This window comes from Vibrio sp. PSi01 (genome assembly GCF_054960695.1).
Window position 1 is genome coordinate 51,649 of record NZ_JBHNYN010000020.1, and the last position, 14,874, is coordinate 66,522.

A 14,874-nucleotide genomic window follows, 5' to 3' on the forward strand; every position below is an offset into this window, starting at 1 on the left:
TGTTTATCTATATTTCCGTTGTGAAACGCTAAGAGAATATCATGTCACAAGAATCCCAAGCTAAACGCCTTAATAAATACATCAGTGAAACTGGCTTTTGCTCACGCCGCGAAGCCGACAAACTCATTGATGCAGGCCGAGTTACTATTAACGGTAAGATCCCTGAAATGGGTACTAAAGTCTTGCCCGGTGATGATGTTGAGATCGACAATAAACCTGTTCGCTCAAAAGAGAAGCCGATCTACATTGCTCTTAATAAACCAACAGGCATCACCTGCACCACTGAACGTGATATTCCTGGCAACATCGTCGACTTTATCGGCCACCACAAACGTATTTTCCCTATTGGTCGTCTAGATAAACCTTCTGATGGTCTTATCTTCTTAACTAACGATGGCGATATCGTAAACAAAATCCTACGTGCAGGTAACAACCACGAGAAAGAATACGTGGTCCGTGTAGACAAACCAATTACGACTGAGTTTTTGAAGCAAATGGGCGCTGGCGTTCATATTCTCGATACTGTTACCTTGCCATGTAAGGTAGAGAAAGAGACTAAGTTCTCGTTCCGAATCACACTAACGCAAGGCCTTAACCGCCAAATTCGCCGTATGTGTGAAGCTCTGGGTTATGAAGTATTTAAGCTGCGCCGTGTTCGTATTATGAACATCTCACTAGACGGTATTCCTAACGGAAAATGGCGCTACCTGAGCGACGAAGAGATCACTGAAATTTTAGCGATGTGTGAAGGCTCTGTAAGTACTGAAGACGCGTCAAAAATGAACGCTAAGGGCCAACGCATTCGTAAAGCGACAGACGCAAAACTTTTCGACAGCCGTGAAGAAAACCAAACTTCCACAGCGCGCCGCAATCAAAACGAAAATCGTACTCGCACCTATCGTGGTAACAATGCGGACGAATTCCGTCATGCACCTAACTCGAAACGAGGCCGTAATTCATCGAATGGTGAAAGCAGTGGCGGTGGCAATACCGAGAACTGGAAATCAAACTCTCGTTCAGAGCGTTCTAATTCAGATAAAAGCCGTTCGGATCGCAATCGCACAGATCGCGACAATAACGAACGTAGAAGCGGTAAGCCGACAAACCGCAGCCAAGATTCAAACAGACCGAACAAACCAGCTGCTAAACGTGTTGGTGGTACTTTAGGCCTGAAAAAGTAGTCACAACCCTTTCCGGTGGACTGTCGATAAAGAAACGCCCGCTAGATTAGTCTAGCGGGCTTTTTTATTTGTGAGTATGTACGTTTATCGTTATGGAAAGTACAAGCTACAGGCATAGTTCCGCAAACTGGCCACGCGTAAGTAGTACTAAGTCTTTCGGATCTAACTCTATCTCTAATCCTCTCTTCCCTGCACTCACACATATCGTTTCAAAATCGGTAGCGCTGGAATGCACAAAGGTAGGCAATGCTTTTTTCTGACCAAGAGGACTGATTCCTCCCACCACATAACCTGTCGTTTTCTGAGCAATATCAGGATCAGCCATCTCTGCTTTTTTACCTTTCGCCACTTTTGCTGCCAACTTTAGATTTAGTTTCTGGTCGACGGGAATAACGGCAACCGCCAAATTTTTCGCCACGCCATTCAAACAGAACAAGAGCGTTTTGAATACACGTTTGGGATCTTGACCAAGCGCTTCAACGGCTTCTAATCCATAGTTCGTGTTATTCGCATCATGATGATACTGATGCACGGTATGAACAATTTTCTTTTTCTTGGCAAGGTTGATTGCAGGGGTCATAACAAAATCCAAACGATAGATAAACACAAAGCGACGCCGAGGCGTCGCTTTAGTTAAATTTATCATGGTGCTAGAGTCAATCTAATTTAGCACCTATTGACTCATCAACTGGGGTCAATTACTTATAAACCATTTGACCAGAAGGTGCGTACTTGTTCACGTCAACCGGGCTGTTCGCTTCTAGGTACTCTTTTAGTACTTCAGCATCAACAAAACCTGTGTTCACAAAGCCAGGGTGATCAGATAATTTAGGGTAACCATCACCGCCAGCAGCGTTAAAGCTTGGCACTGTGAAGCGGTAAGTTTCGTCTAAACGAAGCTGCTTACCACCGATAAACACATTCGATACTTCACCGTTTTCTACTGTCATTGAAATACCAGCAAACTGAGCGTAAGCACCAGAATCGATTGGTTTAGTTGCCACGACATTTAGGTAATCTAGAACTTCTTTACCCGTCATGTCCGTGTAAGTCAGGATATTTGCAAAAGGTTGTACCTTCAGCACATCTTTGTAAGTGACATTACCTGCTTCAATTGAGTCACGTACGCCACCAGAGTTCATCACAGCAAAGTCTGCTTTTGCACGCTCCATGTGAGAAGTCGCAATCAAACGACCTAGGTTAGTTTGTTGGAAACGCACCACGTTACGATCACCTTCAAGCTTGCCATTTGTCTCTGCAATTTGAACTTCTAGCTGTGCTTGACCTTGCTCTTGGAAAGGACGTAGGAATTCAAGTAACTCTGGATCTTGTGCGATTTCATCTTGAATAAGAACACGTTGCTTCTTACCGTCAATCTTAACTTTCTTCTTAAGGTTAACTGGAACCAGATCGTAGCTCACCATCTCTAGTTCGCCGTTACGGAACTCGTAATCAGCACGGCCTACGTACTTGCCCCACTCATGAGCTTGAACGATGTAAGTACCGTTTTGAACGTCTGGCTTACACTCATCACCCGGCTTGAAGTTTTTCTTCGCAACGTTAGGGCCTTCCATACATACAGGCTCTTGAGAGTGACCACCAACGATCATGTCTAGGTCACCTTCGTTTAGGTAACGAGCAAGTGCTACATCACCCGGAGCGTTAACCCCACGCTGGCCGTTTTCGTAGTGACCCATGTGAGTCACAGCGAAGATTAAATCTGGCTTTTCTGTTTCTTTAAGTTCCGCGATCAGCTTCTTCGCTTCTTCTTTAGGGTCACGGAAGTCAATGCTCGCGATAAACTCAGGGTTACCGATTTTTGCCGTGTCTTCAGTGGTCAAGCCGATAACCGCAATCTTAATACCTTGCTTTTCAAACATCTCGTAAGCTTGGAACTTGCGTTCGCCTGTTGCTTTATCGTAGATATTTGCAGATAGCATTGGGAAATTAGCCCAGTCGATCTGCTTTTGTAGTACGTCTAATGAGTTATCAAACTCGTGATTACCCAATGCCATTGCATCGTAACCAATTTTATTCATACCTTTGAAATCAGGTTCCGCATCCTGCAAATCTGACTCTGGTACACCAGTGTTGATGTCACCGCCAGATAGAAGCAACACGCTACCGCCTTCAGCTTCAACTTCTGCGCGAAGTTGATCAACTAGCGTTTTACGTGCAGACATGCCGTATTCGCCGTATTTGTTCTGCCAGAAACGACCATGGTTGTCGTTTGTGTGAAGAATCGTTAGCTTGTAAGTTTCGTCTTGGTTCCAATCATGGGTTGATTGAGACGCACACCCAGCTAATGTCGCTAGGATTGCAGCACTGAGTGCTGTCTTTAGAATAAGGCGTTGCTTCATTGTCATACCTTTGAACTTTTTAGGGGAATCCACTGCTTTTTTATGACCTATTGCGACCCTTTCCTAGAGTTCGAACAATAAGACTTCAACATGACTTATATTAAATTAACATTCTGGATGTAACACGACGATTTCATATTTATGTCGAATTGGTCACGCATAGATCAATAGTTAAGTGTAACAAATTTATGAGATTACACTCAAACTTCCCCTGCATCACAGGCAATCGTTTACTTACAAAGTGTGATGCATGTCAGCAATTTACAACTTACAGGACAGACCTCACACTCATGCACTCATTTTTGGAGATATTACACGCTTCATTAACAACTCTTTAAACTAGAACATGACCTCAACGCAGATTCTAGATAAAAAAACGCCCACTTCGAAAAGTGGGCGTTTTTTGTTTCGACTGGTGTTAAATAACTGCCTCAGCTATTTAGCATATCAACGAACTACTTGATATCAATATGATCGAAGCCTTTGATAAGGTCATCAAGTGCTTTCATCTGCTTCAAGAACGGCTCTAGTTTATCTAGAGGTAGCGCTGAAGGACCATCACAACGAGCTTGATCTGGGTTAGGATGCGCCTCAAGAAACAGACCAGCAACTCCTGTAGCCAGACCTGCTTTAGCAAGCTCTACAGTTTGCTCACGACGACCACCAGATGCAGCACCTGATGGGTCACGCATTTGAAGCGCGTGAGTCACATCGAATATGATTGGGCTGCCGTTCGACGATTTTTTCATCACGCCAAAACCTAGCATATCAACGACTAGGTTGTCATAGCCCATGCAAGAACCACGTTCACAAAGAATGATATTATCGTTACCGCATTCGGCAAACTTGTCGACAATGTTGCCCACTTGATCTGGGCTCATGAACTGAGGCTTCTTCACATTGATAACCGCGCCAGTCTTAGCCATTGCTTCAACAAGGTCAGTTTGACGAGCAAGGAACGCAGGAAGCTGGATTACATCAACCACATCTGCAACTGGCTGAGCTTGTGCTTCAGTGTGAATATCAGTGATGATCTTCACGCCAAAGGTATCTTTCAGCTCTTGGAAGATTTTGAGACCTTCTTCCATACCAGGACCACGGTATGAGTGAACAGAGCTGCGGTTCGCTTTATCAAAAGACGCCTTAAATACATAAGGGATGCCCAGCTTCTCTGTTACTTTCACGTAGTGCTCACAGATCTGCATAGCAAGATCGCGAGATTCAAGAACGTTCATGCCCGCAAATAGCGTAAATGGCTTATCGTTAGCAATTGGCATATCGCCAATGTGAACTATTTTCTGTTCCATCATATTCTCTCTAAATAATAATTAATTAGTGAACGACGACGGTTTTTTCCGTCATGACATTCACTTGAGATTTAAGTAACTCAGATGCAGGGTCATCTGGGCATTGATCAATAAAGTACTGATAATCGGTGGCGGCAATCTGGTGACAATCCAGTTGCTGATAGATGAAACCACGGTCACGGATTTCATATGGATCATCTGGCACAAACGTCAAAGCAAGATCGGTACACTTCAATGCAAGCGTATAACGTTCTTCTCTCAGCAATGCACTTTTCAATAAAGCCAACCACTTACCAATAATGGTTGGGTGGTCTGCGACTTTCAAATGCTCACTTTTAAGCTTAGCCAATGGGCCATCATGGCCAATTAACCATGCTCGTAACGTTTGCTGACCAACATACTCGCCATTGTAAGGATTAATATAGACCGGAGTTTGGCCATACCAACTGACTTTAAGCAGAAACTGAGTCGGAAAAGAGACACCCTCTACAGGAAAGCCTAGCTTGCGACCAAGAAAAAGGAAGATTGCCCCAAGACTGACTGGGATCCCTTTCTTTCTCTCAAGTACTTTATCGATAAACGCGTTTTCCGATGAGAAGTAAGCGTCTTTATCGCCAGCGAAGCCCCACTCGTAAAAGAATAATCGAATAAAAGATTCAAACTTCTGTTGCTCGTCGGTTTCATTAACTAATGCAAACTCAGCGTCTTTTAATAATCTTGCGAGCTCTTGCTCTGCCCAACTATCTTGAGTTTCAGGGTCAATGGCCTTATTTAAGATCAATGCACCTTCAGCAAGTTCTAGCTGGTCAAAGTCTTCATCAAAAAATTCGTACATACGTCATTAACCGAAAAATGTTGGAGTCTTTGTCATTGCGATTTTGCCTGCCATTGCTAGCCAGCCTAGAGCTCCAAAGAATGAGAAAACTCTCAATAGCTTGTTCTTACCTAACTTAAGCGCAAAGAAACCTAATGCGATGTAAGCCATTACACAGGTTAGTTTTTCAGTTAACCATGGTGCCGCTGGTGTAAATGGAATAAAGCCAGTAATAAAAATCAAACCAATACCCGATAGCAACAGTAGCGAGTCATTGATATGAGGGAAACGCTGCAAGAAAGGATGCTTAAGCTTCGGTGAGTTAGCCATCATCAGAGCGAAACGGATCGAAAGAAGTAGCGCGCTTATAGCAATCGTTAGTAGGTGAAAATGTTTTAAACCTTCGTACATGGTATTCCTTTATATTTTTATATGTGCTTCATTAACAAGAGCTACACAATACCCGTTAATGCTCTGTATTTCTGCGTTAAATGCATTATCGAGTTAAAGGTATCAATTTAGCGAGTTAATCATCTATTGCTCACAAATGATTAACAGCAGCCTATGAGCAACCACTATCTATGAACAGTAACGACCCAAGGTCACTCGGTCATTACCACCGTAATCTTTTTCTGTAACAACATCCAAGTAGCCCAGTTGTTGCATTATCTCACGTACCGCCAAGCCTTGGTCGTAACCGTGTTCAAACGCCAACCAGCCTTCATTTTCCAAAAAGCCACGTGCATTTTCAGAAATGTATCGAATATCCGCGAGCCCTTTCTCTTCAGCAACTAACGCAGAGATCGGCTCAAAACGTACATCACCTTGAGATAAATGAGGATCGTTCTTCTCAATGTATGGCGGGTTCGAGACAATCAAAGAAAACTTAACCACTTCTTCTTCAGAGCTAACTGAATTCAAAGGCTCAAACCAACTGCCATGCAAAAAAGTAGCGTTGGTAATGTTGAGACGTTGTGCATTCTCTGTCGCAAGCAGCTGCGCTTCAGGGCGAAGATCAATGCCAGTCACTGGTCGATTTGGCATTTCAGACGCCAATGCTAATGCAATAGCACCTGTACCCGTTCCTAAATCTAGAATCGCACCTTGCTTGCCATACGTTTTATCTAAAGCCACCTCAACCAAACGCTCAGTATCTGGGCGCGGGATTAATGTAGAAGGAGAAACTTTTAATGGCAATGACCAAAACTCACGTTCACCGACAATATAAGCCACAGGCTCACCGATTAAGCGTCGTTTAATAAGAGCATTGAATTCAGATTCTTGCTCTGAGGTGAGGTGCTTCTCAGGCCAAGTAAGGAGGTAAGATCTTGGTTTATCTAAGGCGTGACAAAGCAGTACCGCGGCATCAATAGAGGGTGATGTGCTATCACCCTCTTGAAGCCTTACGATTGCCGCTTTTAAAGCATTTTCAACCTTATATACTGACTGCATACGGGTTAATTCTGCTCTGCAAGTGCAGCAAGCTGATCGGCTTGATGCTCTTGAAGTACAGGATCAAGCAAGCTTTGCATATCACCTTCAAGTACTTCGTTAAGACGGTAGATAGTCAGGTTGATACGGTGATCCGAAACACGACCTTGTGGGTAGTTGTACGTACGAATACGGTCACTACGGTCACCAGAACCTAGTAGGTTACGACGTGTGTCAGAAACAGCTGCCGCACGGCGCTCTTCTTCTGCTTGAACAATACGAGCAGCAAGAACAGCCATCGCTTTCGCTTTGTTTTTATGCTGAGAACGCTCGTCTTGACACTCTACTACTGTACCTGTTGGTAAGTGAGTAATACGGATTGCTGAATCCGTGGTGTTAACGTGCTGACCACCCGCGCCCGATGCACGGAAAGTATCTATCTTAAGATCGCCAGCTTTGATTTCTGGAAGATCGGCCTCTGGGATCTCCGGCATAACAGCAACTGTACACGCCGATGTATGAACGCGACCTTGAGATTCAGTTTCAGGAACACGTTGTACACGGTGACCACCTGACTCAAACTTCATTGTACCGTAAACAGCGTCGCCACTAACCTTAGCGATCATCTCTTTGTAACCGCCTTGTTCAGAAGCGTTGCTGCTCATGATTTCAACGCGCCAACCTTTTTTCTCTGCAAACTTAGAGTACATACGGAACAAGTTGCCCGCGAAGATACCCGCTTCATCACCACCCGCGCCGGCACGGATTTCAAGGAAACAGTTGCGCTCATCGTTTGGATCTTTTGGAATCAGAAGAATTTGTAACTCATCGGTCAAACGTTCAATCGCCGCTTTTGCGTCTTTGATTTCGTCTTGAGCCATCTCGCGCATTTCAGCGTCATCTTCGTTTGCCATCTCTTCAGCAGCTTCTAGATCTTCTTGAGCTTGCTGGTATGACTGGAAGCAAGCCGTCACTTCTTCTAGTTGAGAGTACTCTTTAGAAAGTGCACGGAATTTGTCTTGATTCCCGATTACATCTGGATCACCAAGTAGATGTTGAACTTCTTCATAGCGTTCAACAAGTGTTTCAAGCTTTACTAGAATCGAGGCTTTCATAATGTCTTATTCTGTTGGAGGTCTAATATTATTGAGGGTTTTCTAAGCCCAAACTCTGTCTAATGACCATTAATTTTGCAGGTTCTCCTTGCTCAGCAGCACTTTGAAGTGCACGCGTTGGAGCATGGATCAATTTGTTTGTGAGCTTATTACTTAGCTCAAGTAAAACTTTCTCAGGGTCACCGCCAGCGGCAAGTGATTGTAAACTCTTACTTAATAATTCTTCTCGGATTTCGTTGGCCGATTTACGGTAGTCACGAATACTGTCTACAGCTTGCAATGAACGCATCCAACTCATGAACGCGGCGCTTTCTTCACTGACTATTGCTTCAGCTTGAATTGCTTCAACTTTACGTTGCTCAATATTGCCATCAACAATCGACTGCAGATCATCAACTGAATATAGGTAGGCGTCATTCAATTCACCGACCTGAGATTCAACATCACGAGGAACTGCGATATCAACCAACAACATAGGCTGATGCTTTCTTCTTTTGAGTGCAGTTTCAACCATACCCTTACCAATAATAGGCAGTGGACTTGCAGTTGAGCTGATCACGATATCCGCTCTGTATAGATGATCTGGAATCTCATTCAAGCTGATCACTTCAGCCCCAAACTCTTCTGCTAACCCTAAGGCACGCTCACGAGTTCGGTTAGCCACAATCATCTTAGTACAACCATTAGCAGAAAGGTGCTTAGCCACCAACTCAATGGTTTCACCAGCCCCCACCAATAACACAGTTGAATCAGCAATCGATTCAAAAATGTGCTTGGCTAACGTACAAGCTGCGTAAGCAACAGAAACCGCACTGCCGCCAATTTCAGTTTCAGTTCGGACACGTTTCGCGACAGAGAATGATTTCTGGAACAGTTTCTCCATTGAAGCATCAACAGATCTGTTCTCTCGCGAATCCATATAAGCCTGTTTAACCTGGCCTAAAATTTGTGGCTCGCCTAATACCAGAGAATCCAAACCACAGGCGACGCGCATTAAATGCTTAATCGCTGCTTGCTCTTCATGAATGTAGATACTTGGTTTTAATTCTTCAGGGCTAACTTGATGAAATACAGACAACCAATCGATCAACTTGTTTTTTGCCACGCCTTTGACGTCACAATACACTTCGGTTCGATTACAGGTTGAAAGTATGACACTTCCATTCACGTGTGCATTTGCGTTAAGTTGCTTGAGTGCCTCAGATAATTTATCTGGACCAAAAGCGACTTTTTCTCGCAATTCAACCGACGCTGTATTGTGATTGATACCTACGGCAAGCAAAGACATGTATCAGAAGTTCTCGATCAGGGAATGGAAACAAGGGGCGAATTTTACTTGATGCATGGCGCTATTTAAAGAGCAAGCGGGATTTGTTTTCCTGACTTCGTGAATTCAATGCTATAGTTGAGACGTTTTTTAGATAAATTTGAACAAGTTGTGAGCAAATATGAGCAAGCTTCGTAAAATCACGTCTCTTATTTTTATGACCATAATTATGGTGGGTTGCTCGTCTATCCCAGAACAACCAACCAGTGTCGAGTGGCAAAGCCACCAAAATCGCCTTTTACAGATAGAAAACTATCAAGCCTCAGGCAAGCTCGCTTACATTTCTCCAGAGCAGCGCCAAAGCCTGAATTTCATCTGGAAGCATTCACCAACTCAAAGTCAATTAAGACTCACGACATTTCTCGGTCAAACCGCATTGAATCTCACCATTGACTCAGCTGGCGCAAAAGTGGTCACCTATGATGACCAAGTCTTTACTCATGCGAGCGCTTCAGTTTTAGTTGAGCAGCTGACTGGCTTACAAATCCCTATAGATCATCTACCACAGTGGTTCCTTGGTATTCCTGACCAAGCCGACTCGTATCAACTAAACAGCACTAACACACTTGAATCTCTATCCAAACGAGTAAGCAATCAATTATGGACTCTCAGTTTTGACAACTATCGCAATACAGAGCTTCCAAATGAGCAAGTGCCCGAAGACACAGATGCCATTGCAGAGTTAATTCCTCTGCCAACTCGATTGTCATTCAAGCAAGACGATAGCAAAATCAACATTGTAGTTTCGAAGTGGACTCTGAAAAAATGATTACTACGCCAACGATCTGGCCTTCCCCAGCTAAACTAAATTTATTTCTCTATATCACTGGTCAACGTGACAATGGCTACCACGAACTTCAAACCCTATTCCAATTTGTCGATTTTGGCGATGAACTGACGGTTACTGCAAATGAAGAAACGAGTGCAATCACAATAACACCTGATATTCCGGGTGTTGCGCTTGAGGACAACCTAATTTGGAAAGCCGCAACGGCACTTCAACAATATACCTCAACGTTTTTTGGTGCTGATATCGAACTAAAGAAAGTGCTTCCGATGGGAGGAGGCATTGGTGGTGGCTCTTCTAATGCTGCAACCGTGTTAGTCGCGCTTAACCATTTATGGCAACTCAACCTGTCTGATGATCAACTCGCAGAGATCGGTTTGAAGCTTGGTGCTGACGTCCCTGTATTCGTTAGAGGCCACGCCGCCTTTGCTGAAGGGGTTGGAGAACAATTGTCACCAGCTAATCCGGATGAAAAATGGTATCTAGTTGTCAAACCTCAAGTGAGCATAGCAACTGCAGACATATTCAAACATTCAGAATTAACTCGAAATACGCCAAAGCGAGCGCTAGCAACGCTTCTAGAGCAAGAATACGTAAACGATTGCGAAAAAATTGTGCGAATGCTGTACCCAGAGGTTGATAAGCAACTTTCATGGCTGCTACAATACGCGCCGTCGAGATTGACTGGTACAGGTTCGTGCGTTTTTGCTGAATTTAGCAGCAAAAAAGAGGCCGAATCGGTACGAGAACAACTGCCTGACACAGTTTCCGCGTTTATCGCGAAAGGTCGAAACATTTCACCTTTAAAAGAAACTTTGGCTGAATACCAATCAGCCCACCCACAATCTATTTAAAACTGGACGCAACCCGAGGTTTCCACCGTGCCTGATATGAAGCTATTTGCTGGTAACGCAACACCTGAACTAGCCCAACGTATTGCTGATCGTCTATACATCTCTCTTGGCGATGCTACCGTAGACCGTTTTTCTGATGGCGAAGTCGCTGTTCAAATCAATGAAAACGTTCGTGGTAGCGATGTATTCCTGATTCAATCAACTTGTGCACCAACCAATGACAACCTTATGGAGTTGGTGGTAATGATTGACGCAATGCGCCGTGCTTCTGCTGGCCGTATTACTGCTGTAATCCCTTACTTCGGTTATGCCCGTCAAGATCGTCGTGTACGTTCTGCTCGTGTGCCTATTACTGCAAAAGTTGTTGCAGACTTCCTTTCTAACGTTGGTGTTGACCGCGTTCTTACTATCGACCTACACGCAGAGCAAATCCAAGGCTTCTTCGATGTGCCTGTTGATAACATCTTCGGCACTCCAGTTCTTCTAGAAGACATGGCGAACCGTGGCCTAGAAAACCCAGTTGTGGTTTCTCCAGACCTTGGTGGTGTTGTACGTGCTCGTGCTACAGCTAAAGCGCTAGGTGATGTTGATATCGCTATCGTTGATAAGCGTCGTCCACGTGCTAACGTTTCAGAAGTAATGAACCTTATCGGTGACGTTGAAGGCCGTGACTGTGTGATCGTTGATGACATGATCGATACTGGTGGCACACTGTGTAAAGCAGCTGAAGCGCTAAAAGAGCGCGGTGCAAAGCGTGTATTCGCTTACGCAACTCACGCTGTTTTCTCTGGTACTGCTGCGAACAACATCAAGAACTCTGTTCTAGACCAAGTTATCGTAACCGATTCGATCTCTCTATCTCCAGAGATGGCTGCGACTGGTAAAGTGACAACACTTAGCCTTTCTCGCATGCTAGCTGAAGCGATTCGTCGTATCAGCAACGAAGAATCAATCTCAGCGATGTTCAACTAATCAAAGCTCTATAGTTTTTACAAAAGCTTTGTTTTAGTCACTCGTTAGAGAAAGACATTAAGCACTTCATTAAATGAAGTGCTTTTTTTATATCTGGTGTCTGTTATTTATCACAACTGGGAATAATCATGTTGCTATCAGCTAGCTCGCACCTTTTTCATAAATTGTGATATCATACGGCGCTTTTTGAAATCCCAAGAGAGATCCATACCTTGAGCCAACAAATAAAACTTCTCGTTGGACTGGCTAATCCAGGTCCAGAATACGCCAAAACTCGCCACAACGCGGGTGCTTGGGTAGTTGAAGAATTAGCACGTGTACATAACGTGACACTAAAGAACGAACCAAAGTTCTTTGGCCTAACGGGTCGTATAATGGTTCACGGTGAAGATCTTCGTTTGCTGATCCCAACGACTTTCATGAATTTGTCAGGCAAAGCTGTTGCAGCCCTGGCAAAATTCTACCAAATTAAACCAGAAGAGATCATGGTCGCTCACGACGAGTTAGACCTACCTCCTGGTATTGGAAAGTTTAAAAAAGGCGGTGGTCATGGCGGACATAATGGTCTGAAAGACATCATCAGCAAACAGGGGAACAATAAAGAATTCTATCGTCTTAGATTAGGCATTGGCCATCCAGGACACAAAGATAAAGTTGCAGGTTATGTATTAGGTAAAGCTCCAGCGAAAGAGCAAGAGTGTATCGAGGCTGTCGTTGACGAATCGGTTCGCAGCCTAGACATCTTATTAAAAGATGGCCTACCAAAAGCACAAAATCGCTTACATACGTTCAAAGCAGAATAAGGTTTATATCATGGGTTTTAAATGTGGCATCGTTGGTCTACCAAACGTTGGTAAGTCAACTCTGTTTAACGCACTGACTAAAGCAGGCATCGAAGCAGCAAACTTTCCATTTTGTACAATCGAACCAAACACAGGTATCGTTCCGGTTCCAGATCTACGCTTAGATGCATTAGCAAAAATTGTTAATCCACAGAAGATCCTTCCAACGACAATGGAGTTCGTAGATATCGCAGGCCTAGTTGCTGGCGCTTCTAAAGGTGAAGGTCTTGGTAACAAATTCCTAGCTAACATCCGTGAAACTGACGCTATCGGTCACGTTGTACGCTGCTTTGAGAATGAAAACATTGTTCACGTTGCTGGCAAAGTATCTCCAATTGAAGATATAGAAGTGATCAACCTTGAACTTGCACTGGCTGACTTAGACAGCTGTGAACGTGCAATTCAACGTAACGCGAAGAAAGCAAAAGGCGGCGACAAAGACGCTAAATTCGAAATCACTGTACTAGAAAAGCTACTTCCTGTCCTAACTGAAGGTGGCATGGCGCGTACTGTTGAACTAGGCAAAGAAGAAGCGGCAGCAATCGGCTACCTTAACTTCCTGACACTTAAGCCAACAATGTACATCGCAAACGTTGCGGAAGATGGTTTTGAAAATAACCCATACCTAGACGCTGTTCGTGAATACGCTGAAAACGAAAATAATGTAGTTGTTGCTGTTTGTGCGGCAATCGAATCAGAGCTTTCTGAGCTTGACGATGAAGATCGCGAAGAGTTTCTAGCGGATATGGGTATCGAAGAACCAGGTCTTAACCGAGTGATCCGCTCTGGTTACGAACTACTGACTCTTCAAACTTACTTTACAGCTGGCGTTAAAGAAGTTCGCGCTTGGACTATCCCTGTTGGTGCAACTGCGCCACAAGCCGCAGGTAAGATCCACACAGACTTCGAGAAAGGTTTCATCCGTGCTGAAGTAGTTGGGTTTGATCACTTCATCGAATTTAACGGTGAGAGCGGCGCTAAAGATGCAGGTAAATGGCGTCTTGAAGGTAAAGAATACATCGTTAAAGATGGTGACGTGGTTCACTTCCGCTTCAACGTATAATTCAGATTAAACATCTAGAAAAAGGCCAGTGAATTCACTGGCCTTTTTGTTTTTCCCCTTTAGAAATAGTCCTGCACCAGAAACTTAACTTCCTATATATATCGCCTTTTAGACCTGTTTTTTGTCGACAAATACGCCTCTTTGTCTAAAAAGAAACCGAACAGATGTTTATTCGCGATTTATTCAAAAAAAAAGTTGACGGGTTTCGCTCAACTACGCATAATGCGCCCCGTTCACAACGAAGCGGCAACGTATCGAAATGAACGACAATATGGAAATGGCTACTTAGCTCAGTTGGTTAGAGCACATCACTCATAATGATGGGGTCGCAGGTTCAAATCCCGCAGTAGCCACCATTTCCTAAGCACTCTATTTTTATTAAATGTCTGTTTATTAACGACAAGAGTTTTTAGGAAAGTAAAGCGGTCGTGGCGGAATTGGTAGACGCACCAGATTTAGGTTCTGGCGCCGAGAGGTGTGAGAGTTCAAGTCTCTCCGACCGCACCATATTGAGATGTCTTAATTGATATCATTGTTGGGCTATCGCCAAGCGGTAAGGCACTGGCTTTTGATGCCAGCATTCCCTGGTTCGAATCCAGGTAGCCCAGCCACAATTTAAAGTGTAATTATCTTTAAAAAGATAATGGCATTGAAAGCGAGATTATATTATATTACTTCGCTCTCAGATGGCTACTTAGCTCAGTTGGTTAGAGCACATCACTCATAATGATGGGGTCGCAGGTTCAAATCCCGCAGTAGCCACCATTCTTTCTTTATGAAAGAAGACTAAACAACGTTATATTGAATCACCAATGTCGATA

14 protein-coding genes and 4 tRNA genes are annotated in these 14,874 nt (G+C 43.9%); 10 read left to right on the plus strand and 8 right to left on the minus strand.

Translation table 11 applies throughout. The features are described 5' to 3' along the window. Positions 1-41: 41 nt before the first annotated feature. The gene (rluF, locus tag ACFI6G_RS19615) at positions 42-1,181 is read left to right on the plus strand and encodes a 23S rRNA pseudouridine(2604) synthase RluF (protein ID WP_010439188.1); all 1,140 of its coding nucleotides are present in this window, start codon (positions 42-44) and stop codon (positions 1,179-1,181) included. Positions 1,182-1,287: 106 nt separating this feature from the next. Here rluF and ybaK read toward each other — a convergent pair whose 3' ends face one another. From ybaK to hemA, 8 genes are all read right to left on the minus strand, one after another. Beyond that, positions 1,288-1,761, minus strand: coding sequence for a Cys-tRNA(Pro) deacylase (gene ybaK, locus ACFI6G_RS19620; RefSeq protein ID WP_016784757.1), 474 nt, complete (start codon positions 1,759-1,761; stop codon positions 1,288-1,290). A gap of 118 nt (positions 1,762-1,879) precedes the next feature. Further along, positions 1,880-3,541: a bifunctional UDP-sugar hydrolase/5'-nucleotidase UshA gene (ushA, locus tag ACFI6G_RS19625; protein WP_010439183.1), complete on the minus strand. Its 1,662-nt coding sequence runs from the start codon at positions 3,539-3,541 to the stop codon at positions 1,880-1,882. A 455-nt stretch (positions 3,542-3,996) separates the two neighbouring features. Further along, positions 3,997-4,851: a 3-deoxy-8-phosphooctulonate synthase gene (gene kdsA, locus ACFI6G_RS19630; RefSeq protein WP_022570845.1), complete on the minus strand. Its 855-nt coding sequence runs from the start codon at positions 4,849-4,851 to the stop codon at positions 3,997-3,999. A 22-nt stretch (positions 4,852-4,873) separates the two neighbouring features. Next, positions 4,874-5,683 carry a SirB1 family protein gene (locus ACFI6G_RS19635; protein ID WP_016791949.1) on the minus strand — a complete coding sequence of 270 codons (810 nt, stop codon included), beginning with the start codon at positions 5,681-5,683 and terminating at the stop codon, positions 4,874-4,876. A 6-nt stretch (positions 5,684-5,689) separates the two neighbouring features. After that, complete coding sequence (locus ACFI6G_RS19640; protein ID WP_009848726.1) at positions 5,690-6,073, minus strand: SirB2 family protein; 384 nt, start codon at positions 6,071-6,073, stop codon at positions 5,690-5,692. A 168-nt stretch (positions 6,074-6,241) separates the two neighbouring features. After that, positions 6,242-7,114: a peptide chain release factor N(5)-glutamine methyltransferase gene (gene prmC, locus ACFI6G_RS19645; RefSeq protein ID WP_462710433.1), complete on the minus strand. Its 873-nt coding sequence runs from the start codon at positions 7,112-7,114 to the stop codon at positions 6,242-6,244. A 5-nt stretch (positions 7,115-7,119) separates the two neighbouring features. After that, positions 7,120-8,208 carry a peptide chain release factor 1 gene (gene prfA / locus ACFI6G_RS19650; RefSeq protein WP_462710434.1) on the minus strand — a complete coding sequence of 363 codons (1,089 nt, stop codon included), beginning with the start codon at positions 8,206-8,208 and terminating at the stop codon, positions 7,120-7,122. Between the two features lie 28 nt (positions 8,209-8,236). After that, complete coding sequence (hemA, locus tag ACFI6G_RS19655) at positions 8,237-9,496, minus strand: glutamyl-tRNA reductase (protein ID WP_010439173.1); 1,260 nt, start codon at positions 9,494-9,496, stop codon at positions 8,237-8,239. 160 nt (positions 9,497-9,656) lie between these two features. On the opposite strand from hemA, the gene lolB reads away from it, so the two are divergent. From lolB to ACFI6G_RS19700, 9 genes are all read left to right on the plus strand, one after another. Further along, positions 9,657-10,304 (plus strand): lipoprotein insertase outer membrane protein LolB, encoded by a 648-nt coding sequence (gene lolB, locus ACFI6G_RS19660; RefSeq protein ID WP_016767030.1) that lies wholly within the window; start codon positions 9,657-9,659, stop codon positions 10,302-10,304. After that, positions 10,301-11,176: a 4-(cytidine 5'-diphospho)-2-C-methyl-D-erythritol kinase gene (ispE, locus tag ACFI6G_RS19665; RefSeq protein WP_016767029.1), complete on the plus strand. Its 876-nt coding sequence runs from the start codon at positions 10,301-10,303 to the stop codon at positions 11,174-11,176. Before lolB ends, ispE begins: the two co-directional genes overlap by 4 nt. Positions 11,177-11,203: 27 nt before the next feature. After that, on the plus strand, positions 11,204-12,148 hold the full coding sequence (locus ACFI6G_RS19670) for a ribose-phosphate pyrophosphokinase (protein ID WP_004739814.1): 945 nt from the start codon (positions 11,204-11,206) through the stop codon (positions 12,146-12,148). Positions 12,149-12,360: 212 nt separating this feature from the next. After that, positions 12,361-12,951 carry an aminoacyl-tRNA hydrolase gene (gene pth, locus ACFI6G_RS19675; RefSeq protein ID WP_010439162.1) on the plus strand — a complete coding sequence of 197 codons (591 nt, stop codon included), beginning with the start codon at positions 12,361-12,363 and terminating at the stop codon, positions 12,949-12,951. 10 nt (positions 12,952-12,961) lie between these two features. Beyond that, on the plus strand, positions 12,962-14,053 hold the full coding sequence (gene ychF / locus ACFI6G_RS19680; RefSeq protein WP_010439159.1) for a redox-regulated ATPase YchF: 1,092 nt from the start codon (positions 12,962-12,964) through the stop codon (positions 14,051-14,053). Between the two features lie 279 nt (positions 14,054-14,332). Further along, a tRNA-Met gene (locus ACFI6G_RS19685) sits at positions 14,333-14,409 on the plus strand. A gap of 66 nt (positions 14,410-14,475) precedes the next feature. Further along, positions 14,476-14,560 (plus strand) — tRNA-Leu (locus ACFI6G_RS19690). Positions 14,561-14,589: 29 nt separating this feature from the next. Further along, positions 14,590-14,664, plus strand: a tRNA-Gln gene (locus tag ACFI6G_RS19695). A 77-nt stretch (positions 14,665-14,741) separates the two neighbouring features. Then, a tRNA-Met gene (locus ACFI6G_RS19700) sits at positions 14,742-14,818 on the plus strand. Positions 14,819-14,874 lie beyond the last annotated feature (56 nt).